This is a genomic window from Candidatus Chlorohelix sp., from assembly GCF_037138995.1.
GTDB lineage: Bacteria > Chloroflexota > Chloroflexia > Chloroheliales > Chloroheliaceae > Chlorohelix.
Genome location: NZ_JBAXHI010000025.1, coordinates 1 through 19,704 on the forward strand (window position 1 = coordinate 1; position 19,704 = coordinate 19,704).

16 protein-coding genes and 3 tRNA genes are annotated in these 19,704 nt (G+C 45.0%); 5 read left to right on the top strand and 14 right to left on the bottom strand.

The genetic code is table 11. The annotated features are described in order from the left end of the window. Positions 1–240: PadR family transcriptional regulator (locus tag WCK19_RS11990; RefSeq protein ID WP_342397623.1), on the bottom strand; the 240-nt coding region annotated here is incomplete at its 3' end. A gap of 128 nt (positions 241–368) precedes the next feature. Here WCK19_RS11990 and WCK19_RS11995 point away from each other — a divergent pair. Next, a complete protein-coding gene (locus WCK19_RS11995; RefSeq protein ID WP_342397624.1) occupies positions 369–1,250 on the top strand; it encodes an NAD(P)H-binding protein in 882 nt (293 codons plus the stop codon). 209 nt (positions 1,251–1,459) lie between these two features. Here the strand turns inward: WCK19_RS11995 and WCK19_RS12000 are convergent, their stop codons facing one another. Both WCK19_RS12000 and WCK19_RS12005 read right to left on the bottom strand, forming a co-directional pair. Beyond that, entirely contained in the window at positions 1,460–2,377 is a 918-nt protein-coding gene (locus WCK19_RS12000) for a class I SAM-dependent methyltransferase (protein WP_342397625.1), read from the bottom strand. A gap of 200 nt (positions 2,378–2,577) precedes the next feature. Beyond that, entirely contained in the window at positions 2,578–3,546 is a 969-nt protein-coding gene (locus tag WCK19_RS12005) for a hypothetical protein (RefSeq protein ID WP_342397626.1), read from the bottom strand. 516 nt (positions 3,547–4,062) lie between these two features. Between WCK19_RS12005 and WCK19_RS12010 the strand changes: the two genes are divergently transcribed. Beyond that, positions 4,063–4,989, top strand: coding sequence for a glycosyltransferase (locus WCK19_RS12010; protein WP_342397627.1), 927 nt, complete (start codon positions 4,063–4,065; stop codon positions 4,987–4,989). A gap of 286 nt (positions 4,990–5,275) precedes the next feature. After that, entirely contained in the window at positions 5,276–5,602 is a 327-nt protein-coding gene (locus WCK19_RS12015; protein WP_342397628.1) for a hypothetical protein, read from the top strand. Between the two features lie 112 nt (positions 5,603–5,714). On the opposite strand, the gene WCK19_RS12020 is transcribed toward WCK19_RS12015, so the two are convergent. The 5 genes from WCK19_RS12020 to WCK19_RS12040 all read right to left on the bottom strand — a co-directional run bounded on the left by WCK19_RS12020 (position 5,715) and on the right by WCK19_RS12040 (position 8,005). After that, a complete protein-coding gene (locus WCK19_RS12020) occupies positions 5,715–6,518 on the bottom strand; it encodes a DUF4032 domain-containing protein (RefSeq protein ID WP_342397629.1) in 804 nt (267 codons plus the stop codon). A gap of 18 nt (positions 6,519–6,536) precedes the next feature. Next, the gene (locus tag WCK19_RS12025) at positions 6,537–7,598 is read right to left on the bottom strand and encodes a magnesium transporter CorA family protein (protein ID WP_342397630.1); all 1,062 of its coding nucleotides are present in this window, start codon (positions 7,596–7,598) and stop codon (positions 6,537–6,539) included. 104 nt (positions 7,599–7,702) lie between these two features. After that, positions 7,703–7,776: transfer RNA gene (locus WCK19_RS12030), tRNA-Arg, on the bottom strand. An 8-nt stretch (positions 7,777–7,784) separates the two neighbouring features. Beyond that, a tRNA-Ser gene (locus tag WCK19_RS12035) sits at positions 7,785–7,869 on the bottom strand. 50 nt (positions 7,870–7,919) lie between these two features. Continuing rightward, positions 7,920–8,005, bottom strand: a tRNA-Ser gene (locus tag WCK19_RS12040). 434 nt (positions 8,006–8,439) lie between these two features. Between WCK19_RS12040 and WCK19_RS12045 the strand changes: the two genes are divergently transcribed. Further along, positions 8,440–10,257, top strand: a complete 1,818-nt coding sequence (locus WCK19_RS12045) for a hypothetical protein (protein ID WP_342397631.1) — start codon at positions 8,440–8,442, stop codon at positions 10,255–10,257. Between the two features lie 76 nt (positions 10,258–10,333). Here the strand turns inward: WCK19_RS12045 and WCK19_RS12050 are convergent, their stop codons facing one another. The 6 genes from WCK19_RS12050 to WCK19_RS12075 form a co-directional block, all read right to left on the bottom strand. Then, positions 10,334–11,038 (bottom strand): ABC transporter ATP-binding protein, encoded by a 705-nt coding sequence (locus WCK19_RS12050; protein ID WP_342397632.1) that lies wholly within the window; start codon positions 11,036–11,038, stop codon positions 10,334–10,336. Next, a complete protein-coding gene (locus tag WCK19_RS12055) occupies positions 11,022–12,836 on the bottom strand; it encodes an ATP-binding cassette domain-containing protein (RefSeq protein ID WP_342397633.1) in 1,815 nt (604 codons plus the stop codon). The genes WCK19_RS12050 and WCK19_RS12055 overlap by 17 nt, the downstream gene beginning before the upstream one ends. Continuing rightward, on the bottom strand, positions 12,833–13,699 hold the full coding sequence (locus tag WCK19_RS12060) for a hypothetical protein (RefSeq protein ID WP_342397634.1): 867 nt from the start codon (positions 13,697–13,699) through the stop codon (positions 12,833–12,835). Before WCK19_RS12060 ends, WCK19_RS12055 begins: the two co-directional genes overlap by 4 nt. Positions 13,700–13,766: 67 nt before the next feature. Beyond that, positions 13,767–15,047, bottom strand: a complete 1,281-nt coding sequence (locus tag WCK19_RS12065; RefSeq protein ID WP_342397635.1) for an ABC transporter substrate-binding protein — start codon at positions 15,045–15,047, stop codon at positions 13,767–13,769. A 425-nt stretch (positions 15,048–15,472) separates the two neighbouring features. Beyond that, complete coding sequence (gene gyrB / locus WCK19_RS12070; protein WP_342397636.1) at positions 15,473–17,392, bottom strand: DNA topoisomerase (ATP-hydrolyzing) subunit B; 1,920 nt, start codon at positions 17,390–17,392, stop codon at positions 15,473–15,475. A gap of 96 nt (positions 17,393–17,488) precedes the next feature. Then, the gene (locus WCK19_RS12075) at positions 17,489–17,842 is read right to left on the bottom strand and encodes a response regulator (RefSeq protein ID WP_342397637.1); all 354 of its coding nucleotides are present in this window, start codon (positions 17,840–17,842) and stop codon (positions 17,489–17,491) included. A gap of 232 nt (positions 17,843–18,074) precedes the next feature. Between WCK19_RS12075 and WCK19_RS12080 the strand changes: the two genes are divergently transcribed. Beyond that, positions 18,075–19,682 (top strand): glycosyltransferase, encoded by a 1,608-nt coding sequence (locus WCK19_RS12080; protein WP_342397638.1) that lies wholly within the window; start codon positions 18,075–18,077, stop codon positions 19,680–19,682. The last annotated feature ends 22 nt before the right edge of the window (positions 19,683–19,704 follow it).

Below are 19,704 nucleotides of genomic sequence, written 5' to 3' on the forward strand. Positions count from 1 at the left end.
AGCTTCTAAGCCTGATGGCGTAATATGATATAGCTTCTTATGGGGTCGATCTTGTTGCTCAATTACCTCGAAAGTTACCAGACCTTCGCTTTCCAAACGAGCAAGTTCAGGATATATCTGGCTATGCTTGGCGCTCCAGAAATATCCAACCTGTTGTTTCATGAGTTGAGCCAAATCATAGCCTGTTCGAGGTTCATCCGCCAGCATTCCCATTAAGGCATAACCTAAATTTGTCATCATCTATCCCTATATACTAATTAACATATGAAAGTATTGACATATTAAATACTATGTAATAACATACATATGTAAGATAGTATATATTGTCTCATAGGTCGTCAAGAATATGAATATAAGGAGCTTAAAGTATGGTAGAAAAAATATTGGTTATCGGAGCAACCGGGTTGTTGGGTGAGCCTGTCGCTCGCAAATTACAAGCAGATGGGTATGTAGTTCGCATACTAAGCCGCTCTTTGGAAAAAGCCAAAGCAAAATTTGGATCTGATTTTGAAATTGCGGTGGGCGATGTTGAAGATACCAACGCACTTGAAACAGCTTTGCGTAATTGCGATGGAGTTCATATCAATTTGGACGGTGGGCAAGACCCTGATTTAGAGAGACGTGGTGTTATCAATACAGTTGAAGCAGCAAAAAAAATTGGGGTAAAGCGCATAACATATTTGTCAGGCGCAAGTGTTTGCGAGGAAAATCGCTGGTTTGCTGGTACAAATGCAAAATTTCAAGCTGAAACGGCAATAGCTTCATCAGGTTTAGCCTATACTATTTTCAAATCCACCTTTTTTATGGAATCGCTTCCTCGCTTTGTTCAGGGGAAACGAGCAAGCGTTATCGGTAAACAACCGTTTAGTTTGCATTGGGTTAGCGCAACCGATTATGCCGAGATGGTTTCCAAAGCATATAAAAGTTCAGAAGTTGTCGGAAAAGCTATATATGTGCTTGGTTCAGAAACTTACACTATGGAAAATGCCCTGAAAATCTATTGCGCTAAGCTTAACCCGAATGCGGTTGTCTCGAACCTTCCAATAATGATGGCGCGGCTTATTGCCTTAATGAGCAATAGCAAAGAACTTAAACAAGCGCTTCCATTTTTCAGCTATACCGGAAAGGTGAAGGTACTCGAAAACGGTGATAGTAACGCCGCATTATCTCTTCTTGGCAGACCCTTCATTACTCTGGAAGAATGGTGCAAAACGCGCTCCGGTGAACTTAATGCCAGTATGAAAGCTTAAAGCAATCATCAAAAACCTGCCGATGCGGGGAAGACAGTTGCTGCAAACCCTGTTGTTTATTCCGATAGGGCAGCGCTGGAATTTATGGGGTGTGCAGTCAGGAGGGTGTCAACTACTTTCACCGATTTAGAGGCTACCTTGCCACCATGAAAAAGCAAGGTGAAAACTTGGTGGTCATCCCTCCCTTTCCAACTCACTCGCTGGAACTGTTACGGTTTTTTATAGATAGCTAGAATATTTCGCCCATCAAATTTTAATCTAAAAAAATTCCGAAACATTAGACGTACTCTAAGGGGTCTTATTTTTGATGTGAAAAATAACAGAATGATTTTTAGTATGCTCGAATTAATACTTATTTTAATATATTGTTCAATTTCCCAATCTTGAAGTGGCTCCACTAATATTTCTTCAATTTCCAAATTCAGATGCTTGCCCATATTTGCTAAGGATAGCTTGTCCCATAAGCCCATATGATGAGGAGGTAAATTCAATGTGTGGTACTTATCCTTGCGGAACAGATAAGGATTATTATTCGGCACACCAATAATAAGAAGCCCTCCCGGTTTTAAAGCATCTACAGAAGCTTTAATAAAATCATACGGTTGCGCTACATGTTCCACTACTTGGAATGAGCAAACTATATCATAGGCTTCTGGGTTTATAGCGGTATGTTCAATCAAATCTTGCTTCGAAATATTTAATGCTCTACTAATCCCATTTTTAACAGCCTCTTCATTAAATTCCAGACCAACGCAAGATATCCCGTTCTTTTGCAGTTTCTCAAGAAAATACCCAAACCCACAACCTACCTCTAATACAGAATCAGTAGGTTTAATATATTTTTCAGCAACTTGATGCTCATATCTTAAAGAGTAATACCAAGAAATAGATTGCAGCTTTTCATATAAGTCGCTTCTTCCGGCTAACTCAAAGGGATAATAAAATCTATATCCAGTATCGTTACATTTGTAGATTTTTATAGTCTTCAAACCAGAAAAATAATCGCTGACATCAATATCATATTCTGTTCTATAGTTCGAAATAGCTACTTCTGCACTTATTTCATCTACGAGTTCTACATTTGTAGTGCCTGTAATTGGGCTTCTAACTTCGTTTCTTGTTAGCATTATTGAAGCGGTACTTTCTTTGTAATTACTCTAAAAATATGGAAGGGCTTTGTCCTCCAAGCAAGTCACTATAATTTTGGATACACACATCTTTGTAGAGCCTGACAGTTTGAACCTGATAGAACTCAAGATTGAAATTGCTCTCCTGAGTTTATTAATTTCAAATAAGGGCAGAAACAAAGACGTGTGTAATCACCAGACTATAAATAATAGCCTGCAATATCAATAACTACATGTACAGTATTTCTAGATGCCACACAGACTGCGCCTCCTGTGCCAAGTGAACAACTGAATTGGGTAGATGTATATTGTGGAACTGCATTAAAGGTAGTCGTAGAAGTTGGCGGGAAAGGCTGCCCGGCGGGCCATAAAGTCGCAAAACCTCCATTTGTATTCGGATCCATTGCCTGAACCGAGAAGAAGCCAAGCACACCTGTGGCATTAGCAGGTATGTATTGCCCGTTTTGCCCTGTCTTATTTGCTAGAGGATAGGTTTTTACATAGGTAGTATTAGAGAGGCTAGCCGGCGCCCACAACGGTGTAAAACCGTTAACCACACCGGGATTAGTACCGATCCCATAGCCCGTACCATTTTGGTAGTTTGTTTGAACAAACCGATCTGGGTTTGAGAAAAGGATTAAAGAACCGGAGGTAGAAGTCCCAGCCAATATGCGCCACTTACCACTATCAGAGCCAGTACCGCTATAGCAGTAGTAAAGCGTGCCGTCAGAGTCTACATACAGTTCACCGGCTTGGTGAGAATTGCCGTCAGTAGGGGTGCCATTCGCAAATTTAGCAGTAGATGCTGGAGCTAAACGAATATTTGCAAGCCCGCCAGTTTGGAATAACCCACCATAGCCTGCCGCAGCGGGTGTAGCTTCAATAGCGTTTGCGGCAGGGTCATATGACGCTGCATATGCCTTATTCACATTCGCTGTGGTAAATGCCAAAGCTCCAGTAGCAGCAGCGCCAACCGCAAGAGTTTTCAGCATTCGACGGCGAGAAGTAATGTTTTGAAGCTTTGGCTCTGCTCCTTTACTGCCCAAAACTTGCTTCAGCGAGTTAACTTGGCTAGTAAGGCTGCTAATCTCGGTTTTATAACTAGCAAGTTCCGCTCGCATCTCGCTCATCTCTTGTAATAATTGTTCCTGATTTAGATTATTTCCCATAATTCTTTCCTTATTGCACTAGAATATACCTATAAAAGCAACTTAATTATAGCACAAGATAGCTTAGTATCCTCTTAATAATCTGGGAGATATTGGCAAAAATTTGGCAGATTTAGGTTCAAGCATGGCATTTCTCACTGCATTTGCCTATAATTATTGAATGACATTAATCCTAGATTAAAAAAAAGTAAATATTGTTGCCCTTCAATTTTACCATAAAAATAACGAAAAAGAAACAATTTTGGCAAGGAATCCAGAAGGTTTATGTATTAAAAAATAAATATCAACTCTAAGACTCTTATGTTGAACCTGATAAATGGAAAAGTCTGTACGTGAATTAAGTCAAATTCACTCGTTACAAGAAGTTATGATATAATTTATTAGGTTTGTACTCAAATTCGTAGAACAACCAACTTCTGACTAGTAGGATATAGAAATCTGCTAAGTCTTTCTACAGTTAAATAAATCCATAGGACAGCGCTATTTCAGAAGAGGTTTTCAACCAGAATAATTTTTATGAAACCAATTATATCTGTTATTATACCATGCTTTAATCAGGCACATTACTTGGAAGAGTCAGTAGAATCTGTATTAAATCAAACATTTCAAGATTTTGAAATTATCATTGTCAATGACGGTTCAAATGATGAAAAAAGCATTGAAATACTAAACTCTTTTTCAAGACCAAAAACGAGAATAATCAATATCCCTAATGCGGGGTTGGGAGAAGCGAGGAATATAGGAATAAGAGAATCAAATGGTAGCTATATTCTTCCTTTGGATGCTGATGATAAAATCGAAAAAACTTACATTGAAAAAGCCATAAATATCCTTGATGCGAATACTGATGTAGGAATTGTCTATTGTATAGCAGAATTTTTTGGCGATAGAACTGGTATTTGGGAATTGCCAGAGTATTCTATGCCGGATATTTTATTAAGCAACTATATATTTTGCTCTGGTCTATTCAGAAGAGAAGATTGGGATAGAACTTCTGGTTACAGAAAACTTCCGGGATGGGAAGATTGGGATTTTTGGCTTTCGTTGCTTGAATTAGGCAAAAAGGTTGTAAAGATTCAAGAACCCTTGTTTTTTTATCGTTATCGTAATGACTCAATGAGTCGTATGCTGACCTTATCCCAAAAGGAGTATATATTTAAGGAATTGTTTAATCAGCATTCCCAATTATATCTTGCTAATATAGGGAGTCTATTAACTACGGCACATCAAGCTATAATGAGGTCGTTTTCCATCAAGGATGTTTATAGTGAAAATGAACGATTAAAAAAATCTCTTGAAGAATTATTAAATTACACGATGCATGTCGAAGTTTCCTACAAAGAAAAAACAGAGCAACTAAATAAAATTCACGACCGACTATCTAATTCTCCATTAGAATACATTCGTCTAAAAATTGCTAATTTCATTAGACCAAAACCTTAAATGCCTATAATTTTGTTGGGTGAAGATAGCAGCTATCTTCACCGTTTTTCGCCTAATTCCAGAGACCAACCCTGACAAACCCCAAGATTATCAGCATGCCTTCTAATCCTTGCCACATTTATTTTAAGCGCCTTGAACAATCTTGCTTGACCTGTTGAGCGCAAGAACTGATTGTAGCATTAGTTACCGACAAGTATGCCTCAAAAGAGCTAAGATAGTATTAGATATTGACCATTTTCTTATTGCTCATTTTCAAAATCTTGGCAATTGTAGCGAGGGAAGCCCTATGCAGCCCGTTAAATTTGTGAAAAAATCTTGGGTGAAGCTCACCACCGCCATTACATTGGTAATGTTGAGCATGTTTATTTTTGCTGGTACTGTATTGGCGCAAACACCACCTCCGTCGGGTTCAAACCCGCAGAAGCTTGCTCCAACGGATATTCCGCCCGATATGTCTTTGTTGGGTGTGCTTATCTTCTTTCTAGTACTGATTGTTTGGCAGTTTGCTGCTAACTTCTTGGTAAGAAGCCGTATATTTTCAGATCAGATTGACCAACCTAGTAGCACCTCGCAACCTGAAGCGCCGCAAATCGGCTTTTTAGGTAGAAAGTAAGTTCTAAAAAGTTTGTGCAAGGGGCTAACCCCCTTGCCATTCTTTAAGATATGACTTTATAATATGCTTGTGCAAAAATTCTAGCAAGGGATAATAATCCTTTGTTATTTTATTATTCTGAGCCACGCTCAGTTTCAGCCAGCAGGTTGAGCCTACGATAATAATCAAGCGCAGCAGTTCGTAGCCCTACATCGTTACCTTCGCGTTCACTCATATACCACTTGTGTTCTAATATCTCGTGCCAACGCTTCTCCGCTTCTTCCTGCGTTTGAATAACATGTCCGGTCAAATTTGCTACCAACCGAATGTAATTAAATTCAGTAGGGTTTATCTTTTGTAGTACATAGTAACCCTCACCTTGTGAAGCTTTTGCTTCTTCCTGCACTTTTTGAGATTTGGGGATAGGCTTTATCTCATGTAAACGCGCCCAAATAATATCGCTTACGCTAAAACCAACATTCAACAAGTCTTGGAGGTTAGGGAACACCCTCCCCGTTACGACACTCAGGAAATCTTTGCGTGGTTCGTTAGCGCTGCGGATGCGGTATGGCACTTCGAGTTGTTTAAAAGTCCACTCCTTGAGAAATTCGTGGCTATGGTTTTCTATCCAATCCTCAGCCGCGACTTTTAGGCTGACTTCTTCGCCGCGCTGCTCACTCATCACCCATTTATGGTCTATAAATTTATCCCAAACAGCCTTAGCCAGATTGTTTGGGTAATATTTGCCAACCAGCTCGAAAATTTTGCGGCGGTATAGCTTGGGGTCTTCATGCTCCCTGACTACATATGAGAAGTCGCGCACATTCTCGAAGCCGACTCCGCTTTTACCCCATTGCACATCGAAAATCCCATAGCCTAGTCGGTTCAATAATTCTCGGTCGGCGTAAACTTCATCTGCTGATATATCTCCGGGCATTTCATTACTTCTTTCGGTTCAGAGCCACTTACGCCATTTGAAAATTGCCAACATAGAGGCTACTGAAAAAAACATCAATCCCAAGATTATCAGAAAAGCATATTCAAAATCATCTCCCTGAAACGGCACTTTTACGTTCATACCCCAGAAGCCTGTAATCACGGTCAACGGTAGCATAATTACCGAAATCATAGTGAGTGTTTTGATGACCATGTTTAGGCGATGGGTATTTAGCGAATCGTAGGTGCTACACAGGCTTTCTATTACTTCTCGGAATTCTTCTAAGTTATCCCACACCTTATTTATATGGTCGGTAATGTCGGCATAGAGTGGTTCAAGGTCGTCATCACCAATCTCTACTATCCGTTTGCGCCGTTCAAGGCTGCTTAACACCGAGATTTGTGGTTTTAATATACGCCGCACTGCCAGAATATCTCGCCGCACTGTCGAAATCTGGTAGATAGTTGCTTGCGAGCTTGCCTGAAATATCTTGCTATCAACTTCGTCCAGATTTTGCGATAATTTATTAAGAATTGGAAAGACATATTCCACCAATATATCCAGAATTTTGTACAGAGTGTAGGCAGGTGAGCGACTAAGAATACCGTGTCGTTTGCCGGGATTATTTTTGCACTGCTCAAATAATCGGTTAAGCGGATTTAGCTTACCATCGTGAACTGTAATAATGTAATCAGGTCCTAGAAAAATATCCACTTCTTCTGCTACGCTGACCTTTTCGGATTTATTGTAAACAGGGAAGTGCAACACCAGAAAGAGGTAATCGGTATCATCAAAATCGTCCAGTTTTGGACGTTGCATATAGCTGGTTACGTCATCGAGATGGAGTGGATTAAATTCGTAATTGCGATGTAGCCAATCTATTTCGACTGATTCGGCGCGTTCTATGTTAATCCAGCGTACCGGCAACCCTTCTTCCTCGCATATTTCCACGCGGGGTTCTCGGTTTTGCATATCCAACCCTGAACGGCGCTTAGGGGTCGCAATGTTTTTCCCTGTCCGCAGCTTTGCTAGTGGCTTAAGTACTAGGTTGGGTTTGTTTCCGTCCGAGGTTGCACTCATTCTCTGCATTCCTTCTAGCATAATATATGGTGTCAGACAGGATAATTATACTACTTAAGAATTGTGGATAGAAGCAGATAAAAGCAGGTATATAGGAGGCAGGATGCGCCTGGACGGATTTGAACCGCCGACACTCGGTTCCGAAGACCGATGCTCTAGTCCACTGAGCTACAGGCGCATAAAAAACGGAGAGGGAGGGATTCGAACCCTCGAGGGCGTTAACCCTACTCGCTTTCCAAGCGAGCGCACTCGGCCACTATGCGACCTCCCCCCGTTAGTATAGTTGAGATAGCAGCTACTTTGCGAAGCTATCTGAGGAAGCGGAGAGGGTGGGATTCGAACCCACGATGGTGTTAACCATACCCGTTTTCGAGACGGGCGCACTAGGCCAGCTATGCGACCTCTCCAACTCTTTTTGTGCTTGTGGATTATATCACATTTAACCACTTTACTTCAACTAAGCAAATTACAGAATTGCAGACAGGGCGGTTGCATAGTCAGTATTTATATTTTCAACACTCCAGCCAAACCACCAAGAGAATTAACCCGTAGGGGCGGTTCGTACCCACTACGGGGCACAGGCGAACCGCCCTTCTTTTATTGCCACATCACCCACAAAAAACGCCACCCAACGAAGGCGCATCGCGATACGTCCCTACAAAATCACCACGCGCCCTTGCCCAAACCCCTTTGAGAACCGTTTTATAGAGGACAATTTCTTTCTTGCAACAGCCCTGCTTGACTGTTACTAAAGTTACATGAGTAGGCTTGAAGTAATGTATAATAGCTTACAGCAAAATTATAAACTCGTAGGGCTATTTTATATTAGTACGAGGTGACTATGGATATACAGGTGCCTTCAAACATTTATGTCGGTAGAAATACAGTGCGTGTACACTTGGCGGATTTTCTCCAAATAGCCGCCGATCGTAATATCTTTTCCTCTGATGAGCAAATATTGGCTGTTTTTGATTGCATAATCTTGGATGATGCAGGCGCACGCTTGGGAGGTTTTACCCTGCATGATTACGCAATTTTGACCAATCAGAATCTTATTACGTGGGCGCGTGGGCGATCCAAAGATACAATTGATAAATGTATTTGGTCCAATATTACTATCGAAAGGTTCGGCAGGCGTAACCCGCTTGAAGGCGTAATAAAGTTCGCTTATCGTGTTCCCGTAACCGGAAGCAAACGCCGCATCTCGCTACGCGCCAAAGATGATAGCGCCAACAGCCCAAAAGTAGTGGCGAAAGATGAAAACGAGCCAATCGGAAACACAATAAACATTTTCCTAGATTTGATACCACTTGAGGATGTGCAAATCTGCCAGAAGATGATGAACTATTTTATTGCGAGTAAACCTGAGCAGGTCGCAACCGAGTTTTTTACCCTTTTTAAGGCTGAGTTAGATGAATCTACGGCACGCCTAGTTACTGTTCCCGCTACAATGCGCCCACTCTATGTACGACAGCCTAACGGCGTTTACATTGAGAAAGGTGAGCTTGAAGAAGAACGCTTGCTACGTAGCATGGAAACGCGGCAAACGCCCCCGCCAAGCCCCTATCAGGGTGTCACTACTCTGAAGCGCGGTTATGCTTCTCCTTATCAACTAAGAAATAATAATCAGAATGATTCTTCCGGCTTCAAGTCGAGCAACACGGGAAGCTACACCGGAAGGAGCAAACTGGATGCCTACGAGCAAGGCAACTACAGCAAGCCGACTGAACAGAAAAATAAACCAATACCCGAACCTGCCAAATTGGTCTATAAGCCTGTGCCTGCCGAACCAGTGTATAAGCCTAAACCAGAACCAACCTATAAACCTAGACCTGTGGATAAACCGGCGGTTCAGTCACCCTATCAGAATCAGAGTAATCTTATCCCGCCCGATTCTGAACAACCAACTGCACCCGGTGAGGGCGCAAATGTCGCTACCCCATCCTCTGCGACTATCAGGGATGTTCCGAGCATGTACAGCATCAGCCGCCTAGCGCATGGTTTATTCGAAGGACGGCAGAGTTTTGGCAAAAGCGTTGCAGATGTTAGTGAGACTGCTGCAATTCTTACCAGCATTCCCGGTTTGTTATCAAATGATGAATCCACAAAGCATTCTGCGCTGATGAAGCTGCGGGTAATCTTTGAAGGCGGCTATCTGGATAAAAACCCCTTGCTTGGCAAAGCGCTTATGCCGTTGATGCAGCCTCTTCTTAGCCGTTATATTCCAATGGGTATGATGGGAGGCAAGGCTTCAGCAGAACCGCCTCAAAAACGTAATCGGCTTACTATCCGGGGAACTGGTGAAGGTGAAAGAAGCGATTCTGAAGCTCGCCCTAATGTGCCTTTCAAAAATCGGCAGACCGATTATATTTCGATAAGTAATTACGTAGAACCCAATAACTCATTAATTGACGAGTTGCCATCAATGGGTGAAATTGTAGGAACGGATGCACTGGAAAATATTCCGGCAGTTCCTATCGAAATGCCCGTATCTGAACAACCAAAGCGTGTAAAGTTAGTCAAGGAAGTTCCCGTTTCTACCGAACCTGAAGTAGTTCCAGAACGTACAATTGTGGAAATTCAGATTCCTGAGTTAGAATTACCGCCTGAGCTTGCGAATCCTGCACAACCTAAACGCATTAAATTAGGCAAAAAGTAAGCTGTTGGCGTAGCTTATTGAAATTAAATCCGGCTCGTTTTTCGATGAGTCGGATTTTTGTTGCTCAAGCGCTCGCTCAAATACCTAGATATTCCCGCTGCAAATCCCGGTCGTGCAGAATCTCCGTAGCGGAAATTTCGCGCCTAACTTGCCCCTTATCCACTAGAATTGCGCGTTCCGCCAGATTTGCCGCGAAATCCAAGTTTTGTTCTACCAACAAAACCGTTATTTTTTTCTCCGTATTAATCCGCCGAATAATCTCTGCTATCTGCTCTATAATAGAAGGTTGCACTCCTTCGGTTGGCTCATCCAGCAGTAATAGTTTGGGATTTGTTAGCAAGGCGCGTGCCAACGCTAGAATTTGTTGCTGTCCACCGCTCAGGCTTCCGCCCCGCAAATTGCGCTTTTCCGCCAGCCCCGGAAATTCACTAAAAATCTCTTCCAGTTTCAAGTTCAGGTCGAGTTGACGAGAAGCATAACCCGCCACCTTGAGGTTTTCCAGCACAGTCAGATTGGGGAAAATTTCACGTCCTTGTGGTACATAGGCTATACCCATTCGGGCGCGTTCATGCGCTGGTTTGTGCGAGATGTCTTTATCGTCAAATGTTATAGAGCCGGATTGTAGCGGAAGTGTACCGGCGATTGTCCGAAGCAAAGTAGATTTGCCTACGCCATTGCGCCCCATCGCCGCTATAATTTCCCCACTTTTTATCGCAAGGTTGAACCCGGTTAGCACAGTGGTGCGTTTGTAACCGGCGGCAAGGTTACTTAACTTCAACATTGCGGTATCTCCCCAGATAAATGTTTTGCAAATCCTCGTTCTGACGCAATTCTTCAAGGCGACCCTTCGCAAAGATTTGCCCTTGGTGAAAGACAGTAACAGGCGCATCCAGCAAGCGCACAAATTCCATGTCATGCTCAACCACAATCACGCTCGCCTGTTTCCCAAGTTCCCTGACCAGTTCGGCGGTGCGGGCGGTTTCTTCGCGGGTCATCCCGGCAGTAGGCTCATCCAGCATAATAACAGAAGGTTCTTGCGCCAACACCATCCCGATTTCCAGCCATTGTTGCTGTCCGTGCGCCAACGTTCCGGCTTGTTCATCCGCATACTGCAACAGACCAAACCGCTCTAACAACTGTCCGGCTTGCTGCTCCGCCCAAAGTGAATTGCGACTAATGGCGTAAGCTGCCAACCACATGTTTTCAAATACGCTCAACTCGGTAAAAATGCTAACCACCTGTAGCTTTATACCCATCCCTTGTTGTACTCGCCGAAAGATTGGCATGCGGTTCAGCGGTTTTCCGGCAAATAACGCTTGCCCGGATGTGGGTTTGTAACGACCTATCAGCAGGTTAAAATAGGTGCTTTTCCCCGCCCCGTTAGGACCAATCAGGCAATATACACCGGAAGAGTCAAAGGTGAGGCTGGCGTTTGCCACTGCCACCAACCCGCCAAAGGTCTTACGCAATTCCACCGTTTCCAGCCTACCGCTATTTTTTCGAAAAGCGCTCGCGGTTGGTATGGTCTTACTTAAAAATTTTTCTTCAAGCAAGGGGCTTAAGCCCCTTGTCTCTATTTTTCCACCCCGAATTTGGATTCTTTTTAGCAAAGTGGCAAGGGCTGGCGCTATTCCGGTTGGTAATAGCAGCACAATAAGAATCATTACCAAACCCAGCACAATTGGGGTTGCCTCTGTGCCTCCCTTGCTGAGATTGGTAGATAATCCCTCCACCAGAATTGCCCCCGCGAAAGCCCCTGAAAGCGAGGCACGCCCTCCCACCAACACATATATAACCGCCAACGAAGCTTGAGAAAGGCTAAAAACGGTAGGGCTTATAAACTGACCCCACGCAGCGTAGAAGCCTCCCGCTAATCCGGCAATTCCACCCCCCAACATATAAAGCAGCAATTTATAACGGCGGGTATCATAACCGAGCAATTGGGTACGCAACTCGTTGGTACGAAGTCCGGCAATCACTCTGCCAAAAGGTCGCCGCAACAGAAAGCGCACCACAAAAGCGATTGCCGCCGCTATGATAATAGTAACCAGCAAAAGGTCACGCTGACTTAAGAAAGAGTTGAAAAGGGTTAACGGTGGCACATTGGTCATACCGTTAAAACCGCCGAGATAAGCGATGCCGATAGCGTATTGCCGCCCGGAGGTACTGAGCATAAAAGTATAAAGTACCAACGTAGTTGCCAGCGTTATAACCGCTATATAAACATCGCCGACATTGCCGTAAAACATAAAAAAGCCTTGGGCTGCTGCAAATAGGGCAGCCAGCAAACCCGCTGCCACCAACGCGCTCAGGCTCTCTCCGGTTGTATGTATCAGGTTTACGCCCACTACCCCGTAAGCATAGCCGCCTATTCCAAAAAAGGCGACTTGCCCCAGACTAAAAATACCGCCCTTGCCCCATACCAGCGTTAGACTCAATGCCAACAGCCCATAAATTACCCATACAGTCCATTGGGTAGCCTGATAATCTTCGACCAATCCGGTTAAAATAAACGCGACACCCGCAATAACTAGCAACCCTTTGGCTTCAAAGGGGATTTTCCGCAAGAGAAACTTCATAATTGCTTGCCCCAGCGTCCTGAAAGCCCGGTTGGCAAAAAGCGAATCAGCACAATGGCAAAGATGAGTAGCGCGGCTTGCCCGATAAAAGGGGTTGAGACATACGAGGCGGTGTATTCCACCGTGCCGAGCAAACCCGATGCTGCGGTAGTTCCGGTCAAAACTCCGGGACCGGCAATGATGACGTTCATAAAGGCGCGTCCGATGTATGCCTGTCCCATTCCCGGCACGACTCCAGTAATCGGTGCGAGTAATGCGCCCCCCGCCCCTGCTAGCGCCGAACCGAAGGCGAAGGTTAGCGCATTCAAGCGTCGGGTGTTGATGCCCAACGACATAGCCATTTCCGGCAATTGCATCGCAGCCCTCGCCAGCAGCCCATAGCGGGTGCGTTTGAATACCCAGAAAACAACGCTTATCAGCAATAACGCCGCGAGTATCAATACCACTGAATACCACGAAACCGAATATTGACCAAGGCTGAAATTGCCGAGCGGCGTTGGGATTCCTTGAGTGGTAGTACCAAAGATAAAAACCACCGCCTGCACCATAATCAGGCTCAAGCCCCATGTTGCTAGCATCGAGTCTGCCAATCGCCCGTATAAGAACTGGATAAGCAACCGCTCTACCAACAAGCCGAACAGCCCCACCAGTAAGGGCGCAAGCAGCATCGCCAGCCAAATATTCAGCCCAACACGCACCCCCGCCAACGTAGCGAAAGCCCCTAGCATCAGAAATTCACCATGCGCCAGATTTATAATACCCATCATGCCGAATATCACCGCCAGCCCGATGGAGATAAGCAGCAGCAGTGAAATGCTAGTCAGCGCAGTTAATAGCTGATTTAATAACTGGTCAAGATTCATCTAAAAATCCTTACAAAAAAACCGGCAACCCTCTCGCTTATTGTAGCAGGATTGCCGGCTATTCGGGTTATTTCTGTCCGGGCGTGAACTGGGTATAGGTTTCTGGGTTTTTCACCAGATTGCATACTTGCTGTTCAAACGCAGGCGGTACCGCTTTCTGGGTTTCAATCAAGTTGAAGCCCTTTTTGTCGTTAGCGCGAGCAATTGTTATATCAAAGGTGGCGTGGTGGGTAGCCCCATCCATTTGCACCGTGCCGCGAGGCGCATCCCACGTCAAACCCTTTTCGATTTCTGCCGTTACCTTTTCGCGGTCAAGGCTATTAGCTTTTTTGACCGCCTCTGCCCAAATATGCCATGAGTTCCATGTAGCTTCGGCAAGGTCTGTAATATAGGGATAATCCTTGCCATACTCATCTTGCCACATCTTTACAAATTTCTGGTTGGTTTGGTTGGTCAACTCCTGAAAATAAGGATAAGCGACCACAATATCTTTGGATTCGGCGGATGAAAGCACGATTTGTTCATTGCCGACCCCAAAGGTGGAAGAAATAATCTTCATCTTTGCGCCAAGCCCTGCCGCCGCAAACTGGCGATAGAAAGCAATATGGTTCCCGCCCACTAAAATGGAGAATACGATGTCAGGCTTTGCATCCTGCAATTTGCTGATGATTGAGCCAAACTCGGAAACATCCAAGGGTACAAAATCAGTACCGATTACCTGACCGCCAAACTGAGCAGCGTATTGCTTCACCCAATCAGTGCTGATTTGACCGAAATTATAGTCAGCCGCCAGCACGTAAATTTTCGGACCCACATTCTTGATGCCCCATTGGGTCAGCGGGATAAGCTGTTGGGTAGGTACATTTTCTGTCAGAAAGGTGTTTTTGTCGCAAACGCCCCCCTCATACTGCACATTGTAGAAATACAGTTGCTTGTTGCGGTCAATAATCGGGCGAATCGCTTCTCGCGCGGCACTGGTAATGCCACCCATCAATACCGCCACTTTATCCTGCTGGATAATCTGAGTGGTAAGTTGGGTATATTTCCCGGTGTCCGATTGAGTATCATAGGAAACGAGCTTCAACTTGCGCCCTAACACCCCACCGTTATTGTTGATGTCCTTGATAGCAAGTTTGGCAGCATCCGCCATCGGTTTGCCATAAATATTCAACGGTCCCGTTTCGTCCAGCAAACTACCTACTGCAATATCGCTTTTGTCATCGGTAGTCGCGCTTTTGGTAGAATCGCCACAAGCTGACAATGCCAGATTTGCCAGCAACATGGTTAAAATAAGAAACCTAGAAGCCGTTTTGACGCGCTTCTCCCTCACCTTCAAGAACCTGAACATTAGCTTGTGTCCTCCTCAATGCTTAACGCTTGCGACTGCACCCCTTGCATTGGCAAACATTTTGACTTAGATTGATAATATCTATAGCAGGTGGGAACTTGCTATGACTACTTAATCCCGCCTACATATAGCGCAATTCACCCTGTAATGTATATATCTGAACCTGTATATAGCCACTGTCAGTTAGTGTATTATTAACAGTAACGCGCCCGTTGATAATAATAGCAGATTAATTAGATAGTGTAAAGTGGACAATTATAAAAGATAGGTGTAAATTTTCTCACCTTTTGAAATCTTAATGGTTGTTGAAATATCAATTGATATGGATAATAAGGGGCGAGATAAGAAGGAGGGATTCGGCTAATTTGAGAAGGGCGGTACGCTTGTCTCCTAAAGTGGAAGCGAACCGCCCTTAGTTGCTTGCTCTAAATATCGAGGTTCTTCACGTACTTGGCGTGGGTAGTGATGAAGCTCTTGCGGGGCGGCACTTCATCGCCCATCAACATTTGGAACACTTCATCGGCTCCGGCTGCATCAGCAATCGTTACTTGCAATAGGGTACGGTTGCGCGGATCCATCGTAGTATCCCACAATTGCTCCGAGTTCATTTCGCCCAAACCTTTGTAACGTTGGATGTTTACCTTGTCCGAATTAAACCGCTGCATCACAGTATCTTTTTCCGCGTCATTATAAGCGTAAACTACTTGCTTGCTGTGAGCAAGGCGATAAAGCGGCGGCTGCGCGATATAAAGATGTCCATTCGAGATTATCTCCTCCATATTGCGGAAGAAGAAAGTTAGCAGCAAAGTACGAATGTGTGCGCCGTCCACATCAGCGTCAGTCATAATGATGATGCGGTGGTAACGCAGACGCGCCAGTTCAAATTGGTCACCAATACCAGTACCGAGTGCGGTAATAAGTGACCGAATAGTATCGCTACTGAGCATTCTATCCATTGCAGCGCGTTCAACATTGAGGATTTTACCGCGCAAGGGTAGAATCGCCTGAAAACGGCGGTCACGTCCCTGCTTGGCGGTACCACCTGCGCTATCCCCCTCAACTATATACAGTTCGCTGCGAGTGGCATCTTTCTCTGAACAGTCTGCCAGTTTACCGGGAAGGGACAAGCCATCGAAAGCGCCCTTACGCACGATATTTTCTTTGATTTTGCTCTGAGCTTCCCGTACACGCTGCGCCAACAAGCATTTATCAATAATGCGCTTGGCATCGGCGGGGTTTTGCTCAAGCCACGCCTCCAACGCTTCACCTACCACCGCTTCAACAATTGTCTTGACCTCGGCATTGCTCAGCTTAACTTTGGTTTGGCTCTGGAATTGGGGGTTGGACAGCTTCACACTGACGATAGCGCACAAGCCCTGACGGATGTCATCTCCGGTAAAATTATCATCTTTTTCTTTAAGTCCGCCGCTCTTACGCGCATAGTTATTGATAGTGCGGGTCAAAGCGGTGCGGAAACCGGTGAGATGAGTACCACCATCCACGTTATTGATGTTGTTGGCGAAGGCAAAAACCGATTCGTTATAGCCATCGTTGTATTGCATCGCCACTTCTACTTTGGTATTGTCAACAGTTTTATCTACATAGAAGGCACGCTGCTGGATTACCCCACGTTTGCGGTTCAGTTGTCGTACAAAAGAAACGATGCCACCCTCGAAATAGAAGGTTTGCTCCTGATCGCTGCGCTCATCCACCACCCGTATTTTGAGGGCTTTGGTGAGAAAGGCGGTTTCACGGAAACGCTGCGCCAATGTTTCGTAGTTATAAACTGTGCCTTCAGTAAAGATGCTGTCGTCTGCTTTGAAGATAACGGTTGTACCACAGCCGTTGGTCGGGTCTTCAGTTACTTTCATATCGAAAGTGATGCGCCCTTGTTCATACTCCTGATAAAAGAGTTTACCATCGCGGCGCACTTCCACCCGCATCCATGTACTGAGTGCGTTTACTACGCTTGCGCCCACGCCGTGCAAACCACCTGATACCTTGTAACCGCCATCTCCGAACTTACCGCCGGCGCGTAGTTTAGTCATAACTACTTCCATCGCGGGGCGACCTTCGCCGGTGTGCATGTCGGTAGGGATACCACGCCCGTTATCATTGACGGTTATTTTATTATCAGGATGAATAAGCACTTCGATATAATCTGCGCCGCCGTTCATGGCTTCGTCAACGCTATTGTCGAAAATTTCATAGACGAGATGGTGAAGACCGTACAAATCGGGGCTACCAATGTACATACTAGGTCTGGCGCGTACATGCTCAATATCATCCATCACTTTGATGCTTTGCGCCGAATAGTTCTGTATCTCTTCTATATCTTTAGCCACCGAATACGACCTCCCTAAATGCACCTAGATTATGCGACATATATCTTAACCCATCTATTATAACATAAAACTTAATAATTTGTTCGTATTTTGAGGCTATATCGCTAGAATTTCGGCAAGCAATGCGTCAAGTTTTTCAATAGTAAATGGCTTCAAAAGCCGCCAAAGTCGGGGGATTCCGCCTCCGCCGCTTTGAATTCCGGTCAGAACTATCGGCAGATTTATCAGATATAAATCAGAACTCGCTCGCAGTTCTCGCGCCAATTCAGTACCGGTTATATTTGGCATCATCTCATCCACCAGCGCTAAGTCGGGCTGTTCTTCTCGCACCAAACGGCGAAATTCTTCAGGTTCAAGGGTTGCTAGAGTCTGGTAGCCCAATGATTCTAGCATATCCTTTATAATATCCAGCATAAATTCCGAGTCATCAATTAATAAAACTTTAGCCACTTTTAATCTTTCTTTCCTCTCAATCCATAAAATCCCATTATATTTCGCCTGATTATAAACTGAGTCTGATTTATCCCGCAATTTTAATTGAAGAAGCAGTGCCGGTTCGTTTGTGTTAATTTTAGAACTGCGGGCTGATACTACGGCGGAACGGAGCGTATGACTTGCACCCTCCTTTCTGACCTTGCCCCACTTTTACATTTTGAGGCTTTTGCTCTATACTTCTAGGCAAATGGAACTAAAAATATACAATGCGCGTAGCCGCCACAAAGAAAATTTGCCTGACCGCAACGGTCTAATAAAGCTTTATGTACCCGCCGCTTTGCTTGAGGACAGGCGTACTCCCGCAGCCTTGCGTTTGAGTTGCCTGTTGGATTGGCTTGGGAAGGCTTTACAGAGAAAACGCTTGAAACTTGAGCGTGTTAGTGAAGCTGATGCCACCGATTGCCACCTCATAACGGAAGAAGAAGAACGCAAACAGGCGGCTTTTACACTACTGCTCGGCGCACCTGACCCTGCTATAAACCCCGGCGACCTGACAGGATTCAGTCCCGCCGAGTTGCGCTATTGGCTGGCTTCAACCCATTATCGCGATACTATGCCCCCCCTACGCGCTCTTACCGATTCGGCTAACGCTTTAGAAAGGTTGCAAAGTTTGATTTTGCGCCTGAAAGCTCAGAATACAAACGGCGCGGTTGCTGAAGGTGGCAAAGCCTTTGCCTTAATCGAAGAGTGGCGCAAACGCTTTTTCGAGCAAATCGCCGATGACCTGAACTTGCCCCGCGCTCTGACGGTGCTATGGGCAATGCTGCTGCAAAGCGATTTGGACGATGCCTCCCGCTTGCGTTTGTTGGCTGAGTTTGACCGCGTGCTTGGTTTTGAACTGGGGCTAGATAATCCTGCGTCTGTCGAACCGAAAAAAGAGCCAACCCGTTATCCGGAGAAGAAGCCCAAGAATCCGGTTACGGGCAGAGAAGGGGCAAAAGGCACGCCCCGTATGAGCGATTCCAAAAACAAGCCTTTCGAGAAAAAGCAACAGCATAGAGAAGAAGTACAGAAAGAGGAACCGGGCGGCTTGTTACGCCTCAAGAACAGTCGCATAGTGCGCTCTTTCTTGCGCGAGGAAGACCGCTTCGATTTTACGGTGTGTCTGGTATCGCGCCAGAATTTGCCTGAGCTAAAAATCACCCTGAACAGTTTGCTGGCACAGGTCATCAACTCGAAGCGTAAGGTTGAGATTATTGTGGTGGATTTGAACGGCGCAGATGAGACAACCGCATATCTTCAAACTCTCAACACTTCTTACCGCAATTTTCGTGCGCTTTTCGCGGAGGATTTGGGCTTAGCAGCAGCCCGCAATATTGCTTTCCGGCAAGCTCGCGGACGTTGGTTGTTGCTGCTCGAACCGGGCTTGAAACTGAAAGGCGACTTGTTTGACGCGCTCTACCAACGCCTTTACACTATGGAAGAATACGCCCTCTACGGTTTGGCAGGTTTGAAGCTCGAACGGCAGGCTGGAAAAGCGGTAGGGCTGTGCCTTGCTAACGCGCAACCCGATGCGCTTGAAGGCAGCTTTTTGTGCTTCCGTCGCGTGTTGGTTGAGGACGAATTGGGTTTTATGGACGAGCATTTTCGCCACCCCTACGCTCTTGAAGCCGATTATTCCTACAATTTTAAGGATAAAGGCTTTGGACTGATGATTTTGCCAGAAATAGAAACGCTGCTAGAACGCATCCAACCGCTTGGCACTCCCCCTTATTATGGGTTTAGCCCCGAAGAAGAAGAACGCCAGCGTCGCAAAAACTGGGAATTATTCCTCAGAAGCTGGAATCTGGAGTAGAATCCGATTTACATGTTTTCAA